General features: G+C 74.5%; 12 protein-coding genes and 2 pseudogenes. 7 read left to right on the forward strand and 7 right to left on the reverse strand.

Annotated features, from left to right (window positions below):
- Positions 1-99: 99 nt before the first annotated feature.
- Positions 100-1,050, reverse strand: coding sequence for a carbohydrate ABC transporter permease (locus AB0B83_RS28055; protein WP_357580675.1), 951 nt, complete (start codon positions 1,048-1,050; stop codon positions 100-102).
- Positions 1,051-1,187: 137 nt separating this feature from the next.
- Here AB0B83_RS28055 and AB0B83_RS28060 point away from each other — a divergent pair, with 137 nt between their 5' ends.
- Complete coding sequence (locus AB0B83_RS28060; protein ID WP_357580676.1) at positions 1,188-2,396, forward strand: RNA-guided endonuclease TnpB family protein; 1,209 nt, start codon at positions 1,188-1,190, stop codon at positions 2,394-2,396.
- Positions 2,397-2,409: 13 nt separating this feature from the next.
- Here the strand turns inward: AB0B83_RS28060 and AB0B83_RS28065 are convergent, their stop codons facing one another.
- The gene (locus AB0B83_RS28065) at positions 2,410-3,447 is read right to left on the reverse strand and encodes an ABC transporter permease subunit (protein ID WP_357580677.1); all 1,038 of its coding nucleotides are present in this window, start codon (positions 3,445-3,447) and stop codon (positions 2,410-2,412) included.
- The gene (locus tag AB0B83_RS28070; protein ID WP_357580678.1) at positions 3,444-5,105 is read right to left on the reverse strand and encodes an extracellular solute-binding protein; all 1,662 of its coding nucleotides are present in this window, start codon (positions 5,103-5,105) and stop codon (positions 3,444-3,446) included. The genes AB0B83_RS28065 and AB0B83_RS28070 overlap by 4 nt, the downstream gene beginning before the upstream one ends.
- 193 nt (positions 5,106-5,298) lie before the next feature.
- On the opposite strand from AB0B83_RS28070, the gene AB0B83_RS28075 reads away from it, so the two are divergent.
- From AB0B83_RS28075 to AB0B83_RS28090, 4 genes are all read left to right on the forward strand, one after another.
- On the forward strand, positions 5,299-6,519 hold the full coding sequence (locus tag AB0B83_RS28075; RefSeq protein ID WP_357580679.1) for an ROK family transcriptional regulator: 1,221 nt from the start codon (positions 5,299-5,301) through the stop codon (positions 6,517-6,519).
- 223 nt (positions 6,520-6,742) lie between these two features.
- Positions 6,743-9,199, forward strand: a complete 2,457-nt coding sequence (locus tag AB0B83_RS28080) for a glycoside hydrolase family 3 C-terminal domain-containing protein (protein ID WP_357580680.1) — start codon at positions 6,743-6,745, stop codon at positions 9,197-9,199.
- Positions 9,196-10,254: a LacI family DNA-binding transcriptional regulator gene (locus AB0B83_RS28085; RefSeq protein ID WP_357580681.1), complete on the forward strand. Its 1,059-nt coding sequence runs from the start codon at positions 9,196-9,198 to the stop codon at positions 10,252-10,254. The genes AB0B83_RS28080 and AB0B83_RS28085 overlap by 4 nt, the downstream gene beginning before the upstream one ends.
- Complete coding sequence (locus AB0B83_RS28090) at positions 10,251-12,476, forward strand: glycoside hydrolase N-terminal domain-containing protein (protein WP_357580682.1); 2,226 nt, start codon at positions 10,251-10,253, stop codon at positions 12,474-12,476. Before AB0B83_RS28085 ends, AB0B83_RS28090 begins: the two co-directional genes overlap by 4 nt.
- 21 nt (positions 12,477-12,497) lie before the next feature.
- Here AB0B83_RS28090 and AB0B83_RS28095 read toward each other — a convergent pair whose 3' ends face one another.
- From AB0B83_RS28095 to AB0B83_RS28105, 3 genes are all read right to left on the reverse strand, one after another.
- Positions 12,498-13,349, reverse strand: coding sequence for an SDR family oxidoreductase (locus AB0B83_RS28095; protein ID WP_357580683.1), 852 nt, complete (start codon positions 13,347-13,349; stop codon positions 12,498-12,500).
- Positions 13,346-14,671: an FAD-dependent oxidoreductase gene (locus AB0B83_RS28100; RefSeq protein WP_357580684.1), complete on the reverse strand. Its 1,326-nt coding sequence runs from the start codon at positions 14,669-14,671 to the stop codon at positions 13,346-13,348. Before AB0B83_RS28100 ends, AB0B83_RS28095 begins: the two co-directional genes overlap by 4 nt.
- Positions 14,672-14,732: 61 nt before the next feature.
- Positions 14,733-15,383 (reverse strand): TetR/AcrR family transcriptional regulator, encoded by a 651-nt coding sequence (locus AB0B83_RS28105; RefSeq protein ID WP_357580685.1) that lies wholly within the window; start codon positions 15,381-15,383, stop codon positions 14,733-14,735.
- Between the two features lie 70 nt (positions 15,384-15,453).
- Between AB0B83_RS28105 and AB0B83_RS28110 the strand changes: the two genes are divergently transcribed.
- Together AB0B83_RS28110 and AB0B83_RS28115 are read left to right on the forward strand one after the other, a co-directional pair.
- Positions 15,454-16,803, forward strand: coding sequence for an MFS transporter (locus tag AB0B83_RS28110; protein ID WP_357580686.1), 1,350 nt, complete (start codon positions 15,454-15,456; stop codon positions 16,801-16,803).
- Between the two features lie 146 nt (positions 16,804-16,949).
- A pseudogene (locus tag AB0B83_RS28115) lies at positions 16,950-17,543 on the forward strand (hypothetical protein); the annotation flags it as partial.
- A gap of 9 nt (positions 17,544-17,552) precedes the next feature.
- Here AB0B83_RS28115 and AB0B83_RS28120 read toward each other — a convergent pair.
- Positions 17,553-17,646, reverse strand: a pseudogene (locus tag AB0B83_RS28120) (ATP-binding cassette domain-containing protein); the annotation flags it as partial.

Genomic DNA, 17,646 nt, shown 5'->3' on the forward strand with positions numbered 1-17,646 from the left:
TGTGGGGGGTGTCCCTGAGGTCCCATATGGGGGGGGTGCCGTGCGGCGGGTGGTTGGGTGGGCCCGACCGGTCTGGGGTCGGGCGCCGCTCAGGCCCGGTCAGCCCTTCACCGCGCCGGTGATGACGCCCTTGGTGAAGTGCCGCTGCACGAACGGGTAGACGATCACCGCCGGCACGACGGTCACCATCACCACCGCCATCTTCACCGCCAGGGTCGGCGGATACGCGCTGATGCCCGGCAGGCTCACCGCGGCCCCGGACACGTTCGGCGACTGCCCGGCGAGGATGTAGCTCTGCAACACCCGCTGGATCGGGAACTTGTCGTTGTCGTCGATGTAGAGCACCGCGTTGAAGTAGGCGTTCCAGTAGCCGACGGCGTAGAAGAGACCGACGACGGCGATCACCGCCCTGGACAGCGGCAGCACGATGCGCCACAGGATGCGGAACTCCCCCGCGCCGTCGATGCGGGCGCTGTCGAGCAGCTCACCGGGGACGTTCATGAAGAACGCCCGGATCACCACCAGATTGAACACGCTGATCGCGCTGGGCAGGATCAGCGACCAGATGCTGTCCTTGAGCCCCAGGCCGGTGACCACGAGGTAGCTGGGCACCAGGCCGGGAAAGATCAGGAAGGTCAGCAGGAAGAAGAAGAGCAACCCCCGGTGCCCCACCGACCCGGGCCGGGACAGCCCGTACGCGGCCAGCACGGTGAGCACCAGGCTGACGGTGGTGCCGAGGACCGTGACGAGGGTGCTGATCCACACGGCCTGGGTGATCTGCCCGCCGCTGAAGATGGTGATGTACGCCGACGGGTCGAGCTCGCGGGGCACCATCACCATCCCGCCGGCCTCGTCGATCGTGCTGCGCGAGGCGAGGCTTGTCACCAGCACCGCCCACATGGGCACGAGCACGGCCGCGACGAGCAGCGTGAGCACCGCCCCCTTGGCCACCGTGCCCAACGGCGAGGGCGGTTCCTCCCAGGGGGCGCGCCGCGAGCGCCGCCGCCTCGCGTCGAGGTTCGGACCGGTGCCACTGAGCTGCGCGGTCATCGTGGTTCCTTCGGTGGATATTCCGGCCTTCAGGCCGGATCGGAGTAGGGCAGGAAACTGATCCGCCGGCAGGGCGTATGGACGTTTACCCGCGCGTCATCGCGAGGTCTACTGGCTGGCCTGCGAGAGTGTGTGCCATGGCCAGGACCGTGAAGCGGGCGTTCAGGTTCCGCTTCTACCCGAGCCCCGGGCAGGCTTGCGAGCTTGCCCGCACGTTCGGGTGTGTCCGGCTGGTCTACAACATGGCGTTGCAGGCCCGCACCGAGGCGTGGACGCTGCGCCAGGAACGGGTCAACTACAACACCACGTCGGCGATGTTGACCGCGTGGAAGAAAACCGACGACCTGGCGTTCCTCAACGAGGTGTCGTCCGTGCCGTTGCAGCAGACCCTGCGGCACCTGCAAGTCGCGTTCACCAACTTCTTCGCCAAACGAGCCCGGTACCCGAGCTTCAAGAGCAAGAAGAGGTCGCGCCGGTCGGCGGAGTACACCACCAGCGGGTTCCGCTACCGCGACGGCCAGCTCACCCTGGCGAAGATGGCCGAACCGCTGAACATTGTGTGGTCCCGGCCGCTTCCCGAGGGCGCGAAGCCGTCCACGGTGACCGTGTCGCAGGACGCGGCCGGGCGCTGGTTCGTGTCGCTGCTGTGCGACGACCGGATCGAGCAGCCTCCGGCACCGAGCCCGGCCGTCGGGGTCGATGCCGGCCTGGACAGCCTGCTCACGCTGTCCACCGGCGAGAAAGTCGTCAACCCGAAGCATGAGCGCCGCGACCGGGCCGCGCTCGCCCGCGCCCAACGGAACCTGTCCAAGAAGGAGAAGGGCTCCGCGAACCGGGCCAAGGCCCGACTCAACCTCGCCCGCGTGCACGCCCGGATCACCGACCGCAGGCGGGACTACCTGCACAAGTTGACCACTCGGCTCGTTCGTGAGAACCAAACGATCGTGATCGAGGACCTGACCGTGCGCAACATGGTCACAAACCGCAGCCTGGCCCGCGCCGTCAGCGACGCGGCTTGGCGGCAGTTCCGCACCCTGCTCGAATACAAGGCCGACTGGCACGGCCGCAACCTCGTTGTTGTGGACCGCTGGTTCCCGTCGTCCAAACTGTGCTCGGCGTGCGGCGCGCTCGCGGAGCGGATGCCGCTTAACCTGCGGTCGTGGACCTGCCGATGCGGGCAGACCCACGACCGCGATGTCAACGCGGCCCGCAACATTCTCGCGGAGGGGCTCTCCGTGATTGCCTGTGGAGGCGGTGTAAGACCTCAACGAGAGTCCTCTCGGACGGGGCGACCGTCGATGAAGCAGGAACCCCCTGGGGTGACCCAGGGAATCCCCGCTCTTTAGAGCGGGGAGGATGTCAAGGTTTTGCGTACACCCCCTGCTCGCCGAGCCGGTGCGCCACCTTGTTCGCGGTGAGGATGAGCACCAGCCCGACCACGGCCTTGAACAGCCCGGCGGCGGCGCCGAGGCCCCACTGCTGGGTGCTGATGGCCTGGTAGTAGACGAACGTGTCCAGCACCTCGGCGGCCTCCCGACCGACCGCCTCGCGTTGCAGGATGAACTGCTCGAAGCCGACCGACAGCGCGTCGCCCAGCCGCATGATGAGCAGCAGCACGATCACCGGACGCAGGCCCGGCAGGGTGATGTGCCACAGCCGCCGCCACCGGCCGGCCCCGTCGGCCGCCGCCGCCTCGTACAGGTTGGGGTCGATCGCGGACAGCGCGGCCAGGAACACGATCGCACCCCAGCCGACGTCCTTCCACACCGACTCGGCGGTGACCAGGACGATGAAGGTGTCCGGCTTGGTCATCACGTTCCAGGGCTGCATGCCGGCCTCGCGCATCTCCTGGGCCAGCAGGCCCGCGCCGCCGAGCATCTGCACGAAGAACGTGACCACCAGCACCCAGCTGAAGAAGTGCGGCAGGTAGACGACGCTCTGCACGAAGCCCCGCACCCGCCCAGAGACCAGGCTGTTGAGCAGGATCGCCAACATGATCGGCAGCGGAAAGAAGAAGACGAGCTGGAACGCGGTGATGGTCAGGGTGTTGCGCACCGCGTCCCAGAACAGCGGGTCGCCGAAGAGCGCCTCGAAGTTGCCGAAGCCGATCCACTCGCTGTAGAGGAACGCCTCGAGGGGGTCGTCGCCGACGAACGGGTTGTAGTCCTGGAAGGCGATGACGTTGCCCAGGGTCGGCACGTAGTGGAAGACCAGCAACAGGCACGCGGCGGGCGCCGTCATGGCCAGCAGCGGCCAGTCCCGGCGCAGCCGGTCCCGCAGGGTACGCCGGGGCTGGACGGGCGGCGTACGACCGGCGGCCCGGCCCCGGCGGCCGGGCCGGGCGGGGCGGGGGTCCGCCGGCGCGTCGACCGCGCCGGCGGTGCCCGGGCCGCTCATCGGCCGTTGTCGGCGAGCGCCTTCTCGTGGAACGCGCGCCCCTCCTCACCGCCGGAGGCAAGGAACTCCTTCGTCACCTGGTCGAGGTCGCTGATCGGGCGACGGCCGCGCAGGATGTCGCGGATCTTGTCGTCCGTCGGCTGGATGATCTTCGACCAGTTGGCCGGCAGCTCCAGCTTGATCCCGGCGAACAGGTCCTTCTCCAGCAGGCGGATGTCCTTCTTGCAGTGGTCCAGGAACTGCTGGACGTAGTTCGGCGTGTCGCTGCTCTTCACCTTCACCGGCACCCGGCAGAAGTTGTACTGGCCGCCCAGCTCCTTGCGGCCGAGGTCGCTGGGCAGCGGGCTGCCGTCAGGGCCCCGGGTGAAGTGCTTGCCCTCCACGCCGTACTCGCGCAGCTCGAACTCGCGGCTGCCGAACGGCGCGGCGGACCAGTTGAGCACCCGCAGCAGCTCGTCGACCCGCTCCGCGCCGGCGCCCTTCTTCACGAAGGTGAAGAAGATCGGCTTCTCGCTGCCCCAGATGACCGGCTGCGCGCCGGCCACGCCGAACACCGGCAGCGGCTGCATGTCGAAGCTCGGCAGGATCTTCGACTGCTCGCCCTGCAGGCCCTGCCACGCGCCGAGCCCGTCCTGGAACATCACGATCTTGCCGGCCTTGAAGAGCTGCTTCTCGTCGGCGCCCTTGCTGGCCACCGTGTCGGGGTGCACCAGCCCTTCGGCGAAGAGCTTCGCGGTGAACTCCAGGGCCGCGCGGAAGGCCGGGTTCTCGAACTTGTGCTCCAGGCCGCCGTCGGCCTTCTTGCGCCAGGTCTGCTGGCAGCCGAAGAACTGCTGCACCATGTCGAAGATGCTGCCGAACGCCCACACCCCCTTACCCGGGTCGGTGAGCTTCCTGCCCAGCTCGTGCAGCTCCTCCGGCGAGGTGGGCGCGGTCAGGCCGGCCTTGTCGAGCAGGTCCTTGCGGTGGAACAGCGCGTACGCGAACACCCCGTCGGTCGGGTACGGCACGGCGTAGAGCCGCCCGGCCCAGACCGAGTACTCCCACGCGCCGGTGGGCAGTGCGGCGAGGTACGGGTACTTCGCCGCGCTGTCGCCCTTGAGGTGGTCGGTGAGGTCCTCGAACAGCGCCTTGACTGCGTCGGAGAACCGGGCGACCTTGTCGACCTCCCAGTTGGGGACCATGAGCAGGTCGGGCACGTCGCGGGCGCCGAGCATCGCGTTGAGCTTGTCGGCGTAGGTCGTGCCGTCCTGCAGGCTCGGGTCCAGGTCCACGCCCAGCTTGGCGTTGACCGCCGCCAGGTAGGAGTTGCGGCCCAGTGTCGGCGGGGTGGGCCCCCACCACGGGCTCATGCTGCGGATCGGCGGGCCGCCCCGGCCGGGCTGCTCGGTGACGGCGTCGACCAGGCTGCGGGGGTAGCTGAGGTAGCCGTCGGGGATCGGCCCTTCCCCGACGATGTCGGGCTTGAGCAGGTCGGCCGGCTTGTGGGTGGGCAGCACCGACCGGATGGCGTCGCCCTTCGTGGCGCTGCCCTTGCTCCCGGCCTCCTTGCTGCAACCGGCCAGGGTGGCGCCGCCCATCGTCGTGGCGGCGCCCAGGCCGAGCAGGCGCAGCAGGGACCGTCGGTCGGTGGATACGCCCGGCAGGGACGGCTTCACGGCGCACTCCCTTCGTCATCGGCTAACGGTTTCGCGGACCGTTCGTGTCCGGCTAGAATTAGTTGGGGTTCTAGCCGAACAAACTAATCGACGGTGATCCGTCCCACAAGACAGCGGCACCCGCCACGTAAGCGATGATGGGGCGCGCGGCACCACCGGGATCGCGCACCGTCGCCCAGGGAGCGGACAGATCGTGATCAGCAGCCACAGCGAACCGCGGCCGAGCGACCTCGGCGACGTCCGTACGGCCAACCGGGCCGTGGTGCTGCGGCACGTGCGCCGGCACGCGCCCTGCTCCCGGGCCGACATCGCGGCGCACACCGGCCTGAACAAGGCCACGGTGTCCAGCCTGGTCGGCGAGCTGATCGAACGGCGGCTGCTGCGCGAGACCGGCCTGACCGAGAACCGGGTCGGGCGCCCCGCGACCATGCTCGTCCTCGACGGCGCCCCGTACGCGGCCCTGGGCATGCAGATCGCCGCCGACGAACTGGTGGTGGTGGCCGTCGACCTGGCCGGCGCCCGGCTGCTCACCTGGCGGCGTGCCTTCGCCGCGCCCACGCCCTCCCCCGCCGAGACGGTCCGCGCGCTGGCGGCCCTGGCCCGGCGGGCGATCACCCGGCTGACCGGGCAGGACCGCCGCGTGCTCGGCCTGACCGTGGGCGTGCCCGGCCTCGTCGACGCCGACGGCGCCGTTCCCCGGGCCACCGCGCTCGGCTGGCGGGAGGTGCCCCTCGCCGCCGACCTGCGCGCCGCACTGCGCGAGCCCGGTCTCACCGTCGACGTCGACACCGACGCCAACCTCGCCGTCCTCGCCGAGCACCGCCACGGCGCGTACGCCGGGACCGCCCACCTGGTCCACCTCACCGGCGGGGCCTCCGTCGGCGCGGGGATCGTCGCCGGCGGCCGGCTGCTGCGCGGCGGACGGGGATTCGCGGGCGAGATCGGGCACCTGACGCTCGACCCGGCCGGTCCCGCCTGCGGGTGCGGGCGGCGCGGCTGCCTGGCCGCGTACGCCGGACTGCCGGCGGTCGTCGGCCGTCTGCTGCCCGACACCCAGCAGGACGGGCCGGTCACCGACTTCCTGCCCGAGATCGAACGGATCCGGGCGCTGGCCCGCCAGGGCGACCCCGGCGTCCTGGCCGGACTGGCCGACGTCGGCTGCCGGCTCGGGCACGCCGCCTCCGTCCTGGCCAACCTGCTCAACCCGCAGGCCGTGGTGGTCGGCGGGCACTTCGCGACCCTGGCGGAGTGGCTGCTGCCGGCGGCCCGCACGGAGTTCGCCGCGCGGACCCACGCCCCGAACTCCGGCGGCTGCCTGCTCGACGCCTCCACCCTGGACTCGGCGGCCACCGCGCTCGGTGGCGCCACCGCCTCGCTCGCCGCCGTCGAGTCGGGTCGGCTCCCCTCAGCGTGACCCCCGGGGCCAGCGGGCCTTGACCGGACCGGCGCGGGGTGCCAACCTCGAACCGCCGCCCTGTGGCTCGGGCACCCGGGGCGGCATGTCTCGCGCAGTCGTCGAAGCGCTTCAACGCTTCCGGGCCGGCGGCCGCCACCCCCACCGCGACGCCGCTCGCGCCACCGTTCGTCGAAGCGCTTCGACACGGTCGTGACGCGGACCCACGGAAGGCGACCCGACCATGACCGACCACCCCGCCCCCTCCCCGCAAGCCATCGTCGACGACCTGCTGGACCGGCTCACCCTGCCGGAGAAGCTCGGCCTGCTGCACCAGTGGCAGGCGCCCGTGCCCCGCCTCGGCCTACCCCCCTTCCGCACCGGCACCGAGGCGCTGCACGGGGTGGCCTGGCTCGGCAAGGCCACCGTCTTCCCGCAGGCGGTCGGGCTCGCCAGCAGCTGGAACCCCGAGCTGGTCCGCGCCGTCGGCACCGCCGTCGGCGACGAGGTGCGCGCCAAGCACCACGCCGACCCCGAACGGGTCGGCCTCAACGTCTGGGCGCCGGTGGTCAACCCGCTGCGCGACCCCCGCTGGGGACGCAACGAGGAGGGCTGGTCCGAGGACCCGTGGCTGACCGGCCGGCTCGCCACCGCGTACGCCCAGGGACTGCGCGGCGACCACCCGCAGCGGCTGCGTACGGCGCCGACGGTCAAGCACTTCCTCGCCTACAACAACGAGACCGACCGGGCCACCACCTCCAGCGACCTGTCCCCCCGGGTGCTGCACGAGTACGAACTGCCCGCCTTCCGCGCCCCCCTCGCCGCCGGCGCGGCCGTCGCCGTGATGGCCTCCTACAACCTGGTCAACGGGGTGCCCGCGCACCTGAGCCCGCTCATCGAGAACGAACTGCGCCGCTGGACGCCCGAGGAACTGCTGATCGTCGGGGACGCCGGCGCGGTGACCAACATCGCCGGGGTGCAGGGCCACCTGCCCGACCACGTCAGCGGCTTCGCCGCCGCCCTGCGCGCCGGGATCGACAGCTTCACCGAGGACGACGCCGACAGCGCCCCGACCGTCGCGCGACTGACCGAGGCGCTGGAGCGGGGGCTGATCACCGGGTCCGACGTGGACCGCGCCGTCCGGCGGATCCTCACCGTCCGCGTCCGCCTCGGCGACCTGGACCCGCCGCGCGACGACCCCTTCGCCGGCGTCGCGCCGGACGCCGTCGACCGCCCCGCGCACCGGGACCTAGCCCGCGAGGCCGCCCGCCAGTCGATCGTGCTGCTGCGCAACGACGGGCTGCTCCCGCTGACCGACGCGGGCCTGCGGGTGGCCGTGCTCGGCCCGCTGGCCGACGCCGTCCACGAGGACTGGTACAGCGGCACCCTGCCGTACGCGGTGACCGCGTACCAGGGCCTGGCCGAGCGACTGTCCACGGTCACCACCCACCCCGGCACCGACCGGATCGCGCTGCGCGTCGGCGGGCGCTACGTCGGCTGCCCGGACAGCCCCGACGGCGGCCCGCTCACCGTCGGCGCCGACGCCACCGGGTTCGACGTCTTCGACTGGGGACGCGACGTGGTGGCGCTGCGCGCCGCGGGCAACGGCCGGCACGTCGGAGCCGACGAGGCCGGCGCACTCGCCAACGACCGCCCGGGACCGGGCGACTGGGTGGTACGCGAGACCTTCCGCTTCCACGACGGCCCCGACGGCACGGCGCTGCTGCACCACCTCGCCACCGACCGGTACGTCGCCGTCGACGCGGACGGGCGGCTGCGCGCCGACGCCCCGACCCCGGGCGACGCGACCCGCTTCACGGTGGAGCTGCTGGCCGACGGGGCCGCCGAGGCCGCCGCCCTGGCCGCCGAAGCGGACGTGGCGGTGGTGGCGCTGGGCAACCACCCGATGGTCAACGGCCGGGAGACCGAGGACCGCGTCGACCTGGCCCTGCCCACCGGCCAGGAGACGCTGCTGCGGGCGGTGCACGCCGCCAACCCGCGCACCGTGCTGGTGGTGACCAGCAGCTACCCGTACGCCGTGGGGTGGGCCGAGAGGCACCTGCCGGCGGTGCTCTGGTCGGCGCACGGCGGCCAGGAGCACGGCACCGCGCTGGGCGACGTGCTGCTGGGCGACGCCGAGCCCGGCGGCCGGCTCACCCAGACCTGGTACGCCGACGCCGCCGAACTGCCCGACCTGCTCGACTACGACGTGATCGGCTCCGACGCCACCTACCTGTACCACCGGGGCGACCCGCTGTACCCGTTCGGCCACGGCCTGAGCTACACCCGCTTCGAGTACGCCGGCCTGCGGCTGAGCGTCGACGAGGCCACCGCCGGCGAGGAGGTCGAGGTGAGCGTCGAGGTCACCAACGCCGGCGACCGCCCCGGCGAGGAGGTCGTGCAGCTCTACACGCGCCAGCGCCGCTCCCGTGTCAAGCAGCCGCTGCGCCAGCTGCGGGACTTCGCCCGGATCAGCCTTGCGCCGGGGCAGCGGCAGGTGGTGCGGCTGCGGCTGCGTACCGCCGAGCTGAGCTGGTGGGACGAGACCCGGGGCCGGCGGGTGGTGGAGGACGCCACCCACACCGTCCTGGTCGGGCGCTCCGCGCGCGACGTGCGGCTGGTCGGCACCCTCGCCGTACGCGGCGACGAGGCGGCCCCCGACGGCCGGGCGGCCGTGCCGGCGTCGGGGCGGGCGCGGTGAGGGGGGCGCGGGGGCGCCCGTCGCCCGGGCAGCCCACCATCGCCGACGTCGCCCGGCACGCCGGGGTCGCGGTGAGCACCGTGTCGTACGTGCTCAGCGGCAAGCGGGTCATCTCCGAGGTGACCCGCAACCGGGTGCTGGCCAGCATCCGGTCGCTCGGCTACCACCCGCACGCCGGCGCGCGGGCCCTGGCCAGCCGGCGGGCCAACGTGATCGCGCTGGTGCTGCCGCTGCGCGCGGGGATGCAGGTGCCCGTGGTGATGCAGTTCGCCATGGCCGTGGTCACCACCGCCCGCCGCTTCGACCACGACGTGCTGCTGGTCACCTCCGACGAGGGGCCCGCCGGCCTGCGGCGCGTCGCCGCCACCGCCCTGGTCGACGGCGTCCTGGTCATGGACGTGGAGCTGGACGACCCGCGGGTGCCGCTGCTGCGGGCGCTGGCCCGGCCCAGCGTGCTCATCGGCCTGCCCGCCGACGCCACCGGCCTGACCTGTGTGGACCTGGACTTCCACCGGGCCGGGTGGGCCTGCGTCGCGCACCTGGCCGGGCTGGGGCACCGGCGCGTGGCGCTGCTCGGCGCGCCCGCCGCCGTCTACGACCGGGGCACGGGCTTCGCGCACCGCACCCGCGCCGGCGTGGTCGAGGCCGCCGCCGGGCACGGCGTCGACGCGGTGGCGCTGCCCTGCGAGGAGGGGGCGGCGGCCGTCCGCCGCACCCTCACCGACCTGCTGGAACGCCACCCCGACGTGTCGGGGCTGATCGTGCAGAACGAGGCCGCCGTGGACCCGGTGCTGGCCACGTTGCCCGCGCTGGGCCGGCGGGTGCCGCAGGACGTGTCGGTGGTCGCCGTCTGCCCCGACCGCTTCGCCGAGCAGGCCAGCCCGATGCTCACCGCCGTGCCCGTCCCCGCCGAGGAGATCGGCACGCAGGCCGTGTCGCTGCTGATGCGCAAGCTCGACGGCGAGGCGGTGCCGGAGGTCACCCTGCTGCCGCCCCGGCTGACGGTACGCGGCAGCACCGCCGCCCCCGCCCCGGCGGCGAGGGCCGGCCGGTGACCACCGGGCCGTCCCCCGCCGCGCACCGCATCGTCGACACCGCCCCCGCCGGGCGCTGGGAGGACGCGTTCCTCTCCGGCAACGGCGAGGCCGGGATCATGGTGTACGGCCGGCCGCACGCCGAACGCATCATCGTCAACCACCACCGCTTCGTCCTGCCCAACGGCACCCGCGACGCCCGGCCACCCGAGCTGGCCGCCCTGCTGCCCCGCGTCCGTGAGCTGATCCTCGCCGGCCGGCGCGCCGAGGCCAGCCGGCTGCTCGCCGGCGACGGGGTGCTGCGCTGGACGCAGTCGTTCCATCCCGGCTTCGCCCTCACCGTCGACGCCGTGGCGCCCGGCCCCGTCCACGGCTACCGGCGCCGCACCGAGTTCACCACCGGGGAGGTCGTCGTCGAGTGGGCGGGCGGCCGGCGACGCTCGTTCGTCTCCCGGGCCGACGCGCTGGTGGTCACCCACGTCGACGCGGGCACCTGCGAGGTGGGCGCCACCGGGGACCTGCCGGGCCGGCCGGATTCGGTGCGCTACACCGTCGCCGCGTACCGCCGGGGGGAGCTGGTCTTCCTGCGGGTGCGGGGCCGCTACCCCGACGCGGGCGGCGCGTACGGCTTCGAGGGGCTCACCCTGCTGCGCGGCGACGTGGCGGTCCTCGGCGACGACCGGGTGGCGGTGCGCGGCCCGGCGCTGCTGACCACGGCGCTCGATCGTCCCGACACGCCGCCGTGGCGCACCGGCGAGCTGGAGGAGCGGCTGGCGGCCCACGCCGGCGACGACTACGAGACGCTGCTGGCCCGGCACGTCGTGCTGCACGGCCGCGCCTACGGGCGGGTGAGCCTGGACCTGCGGGTGCCGGACGCGCAGCGGCAACTGCCCGTGGGCGAGTTGCTCGCGGCGCAGGACGCCGACGCGGGCACGCTGCGGCCGGCCCTGCTGGAGCGGCTGTTCCACGCCGGCCGTTACCTGCTGCTCAGCTCCAGCGGTGTCCTGCCGCCCCGGCTGACCGGGCTGTGGCTCGGCTCGTGGGACGCCGCCTGGGCGGGTGACTTCACCACCGACGCCAACCTGAACCTGCAACTGGCCGGCGCGAACGTCGGCGCCCTGCCGGAGGTGACCGCGGCCCACGCCAACCTGGTACGCGGCCAGGTCGACGACTGGCGGCGCAACGCGCGGGCGATCTACGGGGCCCGGGGGCTGCTGGCGCCCAGCCGCACCGACGGCGAGCACGGCCACCTGTTCCACCTGCACGAGGACTGGCCCTTCGCCGCGTGGCTGCCCGGCGCGGACTGGCTGCTGCACCCGCTGCACGAGCAGCACCTGGTCACCGGTGCGCCTCTCGGGGAACTGGCCGGCTGGCTGGCGGAGGTGGCGGACTTCTTCGCCGACTTTCTCACCGTCACCGACGAGGCGGGCGCGGTGGTCGTGGTGCCGTCGTACTCGGCGGAGACCGGCCCGCACGACGAGCGGGGGCGGGCGGTGCACGTGGCGGTGAACGCCACGATGGACATCGCCGCCGCCCGGCACGCCCTGCGTACCGCCGCCGAGGTGACCGGCTCGGACCGGTGGGCGGGGCTGCTGGGGCGGCTGCCCGCGTACCGGGTGGACGGGCGCGGGGCGCTGGCCGAGTGGGCGTGGCCCGGCTACCACGGCGACGACGACCACCGTCACGTCAGCCACCTCTATCCGGTGTGGCCGCTCGACGAGATCAACCCGGACGACACCCCCGAGCTGGCCCGGGCCGCGCACCGGGCGCTGACGCTGCGCGGCGACGAGAACCTCTCCGCGCACGGCAGCCTGCACCGGGCGCTGGCCGCCGCCCGGCTGCACGATGGCGCGCTGACCGCCGTGAACCTGCTGAAGATCGTCGGCAACGACATGTTCTTCCGGTCCCTGATGAGCGCGCACAACCCGGGCCTGGTGACGTACAACGCCGACGCCGCGCACGCCCTGCCGGCGGTGCTGATCGAGTCGCTGGTGCAGTCCCGCCCGGGGCTGCTGTGGCTGCTGCCGGCCGCGCTGCCGGGCCTGGACGCGGGGGTGCTGCGCGGGGTGGTCTGCCGGGGCCGCGTCGGCGTCGAGGAGCTGTCCTGGTCGCCGGGGCGGGTGCGGGCCCGCCTGTGCTCCCCCGTCGCGCAGCGGATCGGCGTGCGCAGCCCGTACGGCGCACGGGACGTGGACCTGGCCGCGGCGACGCCGGTCGAGGTGGCCTTCGGCGCGCCGGACTGACAGCCGCGCCGGACTGACGGGTCAGCCGGCGCGGTGCCGGCGCCGCATCCCGGCGGCCAGCGGCGCGGCGTCCAGGTCACCGGCGGCGAGCCGGGCGGCGACGGTACGGCGCACGAGCCGGTCGGCCAGCCTCGGCGCGTGCCGGGCGAGGGCCAGTTCGAGGCGTCCGCGCCTGGTGGTGGCCACGTCCCGGGGCGCCCGCCGGGCGGTGGCGGCGTGCAGGATCGCCGCGACCACCCCCGCCACCGGTTCCGGGCGGGACACCCCGTTCAGGGACAGGCCGGCGTCGGCGGTGCTGTCGTGGATCGGCGAGGCGACCATGCTCGGGTAGACGACGCTCACCCCGACGTGGCTGCCCACCTCGTGGCGCAGCGCGTCGGCGTAGGCGACCAGCGCCCGCTTGCTGACCCCGTACGCGGCGGCCAGCGGCAGCGGCAGCAGGGCCATCCGGCTGGCGACGAAGACCACCCGTCCCCGGGCGGCCTCCAGGGCGGGCAGCGCGGCGGCGGTGGTGCGCCAGGCGGCGAGCAGGTTCACCTCCAGCTGCTGGCGCACCACCTCGTCGGGCGGCAGCTCGGCCGGGGCGGGTCCGCCGACGCCGGCGTTGTTGACCAGCAGGTCCAGCCCGCCGAGGCGGTCCACGGCGGCGGCGACCGTGGGCGCCACGGCGGCTGGGTCGGTCAGGTCGCAGCCGAGCACCGGCACGCCCTCGCCGTCGCCGTCGCCCGGGTCGCGGTCGACGGCGACGGTGCCCGGCTGGCGGTCGATGCCGACGACCCGTGCCCCGGCGGCGGTGAACGCGGCGCACAGGTGCCGGCCGAAGGTGCCGCTGGCCCCGGTGACCAGCACCCGGCGACCCGCCAGCCCGCTCATGCCGTGGCCCCGCTGCCGCGGGCGCGGCGGGTGCCGGCGGCCAGTTCCCGCCTCAGCTCGGCCAGGTACGCGTCGAAGTCCACCCGCATGGCGGGCCGGCGCTGCCCCCACCGGGCGGTGGCGGCGCGCAGTTCGGCCCGGCAGGCGGCGCGCTGCCGGTGCGTCTCGGGCAGCGCGTAGCGGCCGGAGAGCTGCGCCGCTACCAGCTTGGCCTGCGCCTCGACCAGCGGGAACGCCGCACCGGTGGACTGCATCAGCCCGACGAACGCCAACCCGGGCGCGTCGAGGTGGAACACGTGCCGGTACAGCGGCAGGGTGTCCGCCCCGTCGCCGAGCAGCGCCGGGTCGAGGAACGGGATCTCGACCCGGTAGCCGGTGCACCAGATGACCAGGTCGACCTCGTCGACGCGGCCGTCGGTGAAGGTGACCCGGTCGCCGTCGAAGCCGGCGATGCCGGGGCGGGGCTCGATCTCGCCGTGGGTCAGCCGGGACAGCAGCCCGTCCGACAACGTGGGGTGGTCCTGGAGGAAGCCGTGCGCGGGGGCGGGCAGGCCGTAGCGGGTGGGCGCGCCGACGGTCGCGGCGAGCAGCCGCTGGGTGATGCGCTGGCGCAGCCGCCACGGCAACCGCCGGGCCAGGGCGCCGTTGAGGGTGTCCGACGGGCGGCCCAGGAGGTGTTTCGGCACCACCCAGACGCCCCGGCGCAGCGACAGCAGGGTGCGCCGGGCCGCGTACGAGGCGTCCACGGCGATGTCCATCGCGGAGTTGCCGCCGCCGACGACCAGGACCCGCCGGCCGGCGAGCTGGTCGGGGCCCCGGTAGGCGTGGCTGTGCAGCTGTTCGGCGGTGCAGTCGCCCGGGTGGGCGGGGGTGGGCGGTTTCGGCGCCCGGTTGTGGCCGTTGGCGACGACGACGGCGTCGACGGTGACCTCGACACCGCCGTCGGGTCCGTCGGCGTGCACCGTCCACCGGCCGTCGCCGCCCCGCTCGACCCGGTCGACGGTGTGCCGCAGCCGCACCGCGTCGTGCAGCCCGAACCGGTCGGCGTAGTCGGTGAGCCAGCCGGCGACCCGGGCGTGGTCGGGGTAGTCCGGCCAGTGTGCCGGCATGGGGTGGTCGACGAACTCGGTGCGGGTCTTGCTGGTGTTCAGGTGCAGGGTCCGGTACGCGGGCGAGCCGGGCGCCCCGTACACCCAGAGGCCGCCGACGCGGTCGGCCGACTCGAAGCAGACGGCGGGCACGCCGACGTCGGCGAGTGCCTTGAGGGTGGCCAGTCCGGCCGCGCCCGCGCCGATGACCGCCACGGACGGCTGCGCATCCATCGCCGGCTCCTCCCCGTTAATCCAACGTGCGTTGGATAATGGCCCGGTGCGGGCCGGCACGTCAAGGCGTGGCCGGCCCGTACAGTCCGTCGAGGAAGCGGTGCACGAACGCGCGGAACTCCCGCCGCTCGCGCGCCTGCGACCCCCCGCCGGCGGCCAGGGCCACCACGTGCCCGTGCACCGCCCACACCAGGCTGCGCACCGTCACGTGCGGCGCCGGCTCGACCAGCGCCCCGGCCGCCGCGGCGGCGCTGAGCAGGTCGGCGACGAGCCGGTACAGCGGCGCCGCGTAGCGCTCGTCGAGCTCGGCGTGCCGCTGCGGCTCCAACCAGCGGCGCAGCCACAACGCGGTGGTCTCCGGCCGGTCCTCCAGGAAGTCCACGAACACGTCCACCAGGTCGTGCAGCGCCCGCCGGACCTCGCCGGGCCCGCTGTGCAGGGCCTGCCGGGCGCGCCCGGCCGCCGCCTCGAGCGCCTCCCGCTCGGCGGCGAAGACCCGCGCGAAGCAGGCGTCGTAGAGTTGCGCCTTCGTACCCGTGTGGTGCGAGACCGTGGCGACGTCGACGCCGGCGGCCGCCGCGACCTCCCGCAGCCCGACGGCGTCGAAGCCCCGCCGGGCGAACAGCGCGGTCGCGGCGGTGAGCACCACCTCCCGGGTCGGTCGGGTCTCCTCGCGGCGGGGCCGCCCGGGTCGACGGCGGGGCATGGTCATGGCCGCCATTCTGCCCCTACAATCCAGCATCCGTTGGATTGCGGGCGGCGTGCCCGCCGAGGAGGCCGCCATGACCGGGCTCGACCAGCAGCCGGCCGGTACGGACACCACCACCGCCCTGCCCCGTGGGCCGTTGCTCGGCTTCGCCGCCGGCTCCCTCGGCATGGGCGTCTGGGTGACGGTGCCCGGTCTGCTGCTGCTCTACTTCCTCACCGACGTGCTGGCCGTCGCCCCCTGGCTGGCCGGCCTGGCGCTGCTGCTGCCGAAGATCGCCGACGTGCTGCTGCACCCCTGGATCGGGCACCGCTGCGACGTCGAACAGGCCCGCCGGGGCGACCGGCGCCGGCTGCTGCTGCTCGGCTGCGCCCTGCCGCTGGCCTTCGCCACGCTGTTCGCCGTGCCCGGCGGGCTCACCGGCGCACCGGCCGCAGCCTGGGTGGCGCTCGCCTTCGTCGCCGGCAACCTGCTGTTCGCCGCCTACCAGGTTCCCTACCTGGCCACCCCCGCCGACCTGCGCATCGGCTACCACGAGCGCACCCGGCTGATGGCCTTCCGGATGGTGGTGCTGACCCTCGGCATCCTCGTCTCCGGGCTGCTGGCACCCCTGCTGGCCGGCGGCGAGGACGCCAGCCGGGCCGGCTACCAGCGGATGGGCGTGCTGCTGGCCGTCGGGATGCTGGCCGCCATGCTGGTCGGCGTGGCGGGCATCGCCCGGCTGCGCCGGGCCGCCGCCGCGACGCCCGCACCGCACGGCGGCGGCTGGCGGGCACTCGTCGTGGCGCTGCGCGACCGGCAGTTCCGTTGGCTGGTCGCCGCGTACCTGGCCATGTCCACCACCACCCACCTGGTCCTGGCCGCGGTGCCCTACTACGCCGAGTACGAGCTGGGCCGCCCCGGGCTGACCACCGTGCTGGTGGCCGCGTTCGTCGCCCCGGCGCTGCTGGTCACCCCGGCGTGGCTGACGCTGGCCCGCCGGATCGGCAAGCAGCGGGCGCTGCTGGGCGCCCAGGGCGCCTTCGCGGCCGGCTCGCTGGTCCTCGCCGTCGGCCGTCCCGCCGGGCTGCCCGTGCTGGTGGCCGCCGTCGCGGTGCTCGGAGTCGCCTTCGCCGGCATGCAACTGCTGCCGTTCTCGATGGTGCCCGACGTCATCCGCGCCGGCGGCGGCGCCGCCGGCACCTACACCGGGGTCTGGACGGCCACCGAGGCCACCGGCGCGGCGCTGGGCCCGTGGGCGTACTCGCTGTGCCTGGCCGCGGGCGGCTTCGTCGCCTCCACCGCCGGCGAGGGCGTCACGCAGCCCGACGGCGCGCTGACCGCGATCCGCTGGGGCTTCGGGCTGCTGCCCGCGGCGGCGATGCTCGTCGCGCTGCTGCTGCAACGCCGCTACACCCTGGACCGCACGGCCCGCACGGCCGGCTGAGCAGCCGACCGCCGCCGCCCGTCCCAGGTCCGCCGCCGTCGCGCACCCGTCTTCGTCGCGCGTCGGGCGGGCCGGGATCGCTGCGATCCGGGGGCGGCGGGCGCACCGCCGGTGGCCACCGGGCCCGGCAGTAGACTGCGCCCTCGATGGACGCCGAGCCCACCCCCGCCGAGACCCGCCCCTGCGCCCACTGCGGACGCCAGGTGCCGCAGCGCGTCGGCGCCGGCCGGCCGTTCCGCTACTGCCGCGACAACGACGGCGCCTGCCAGCGGGCCTCGCGCAACAGCCGGATGCGGCACCGCAACGCCCCCGGCCTACCCGGTCAGGTGGCCCGCACCTGGGAGGCGGTCGACCGGCTGGAGCAGGTCGCGGAGACCCTCGCCGACGCCCTGCACGCCGAGCTGTCCCCGGTGGGGGTGGAACGCCAGCTCGCGCAGGCCCGCGCCGACGCGGCGACCCAGGTCGCGGCGGCCCAGACCGAACGCGACGAGGCCCGCCGCGACGCCGAGGACGCCGCCGCGTCCGCCGTCCGGGCCCGCGAGGAGGCCCGGTCCGCCGCCGCCGAACGCGACGCCGCCCACGACGAGGCCCGGCGCGCCGCCGAGCGGGCCACGGCCGCCGTCGACCGCGCCGACCGGGCGGAGGCCGCCCGCGACGACGCCCGCCAGCAGGCCAGCGCCGCCGAGGCCCTGCGCACCCAGGCCGAACGCGACCGCGACACGGCCCGCCACGAGCTGCGTGCGCTACGCGTCGAGCGCGGTGGTCGGCTCGTCCGCGATCAGCACCTCCGGGTCCAGGGCGAGCGACATCGCGATCATCGCGCGCTGCCGCATGCCGCCCGAG

This window comes from Micromonospora sp. NPDC049060, from assembly GCF_040649055.1.
GTDB lineage: Bacteria > Actinomycetota > Actinomycetes > Mycobacteriales > Micromonosporaceae > Micromonospora > Micromonospora reichwaldensis.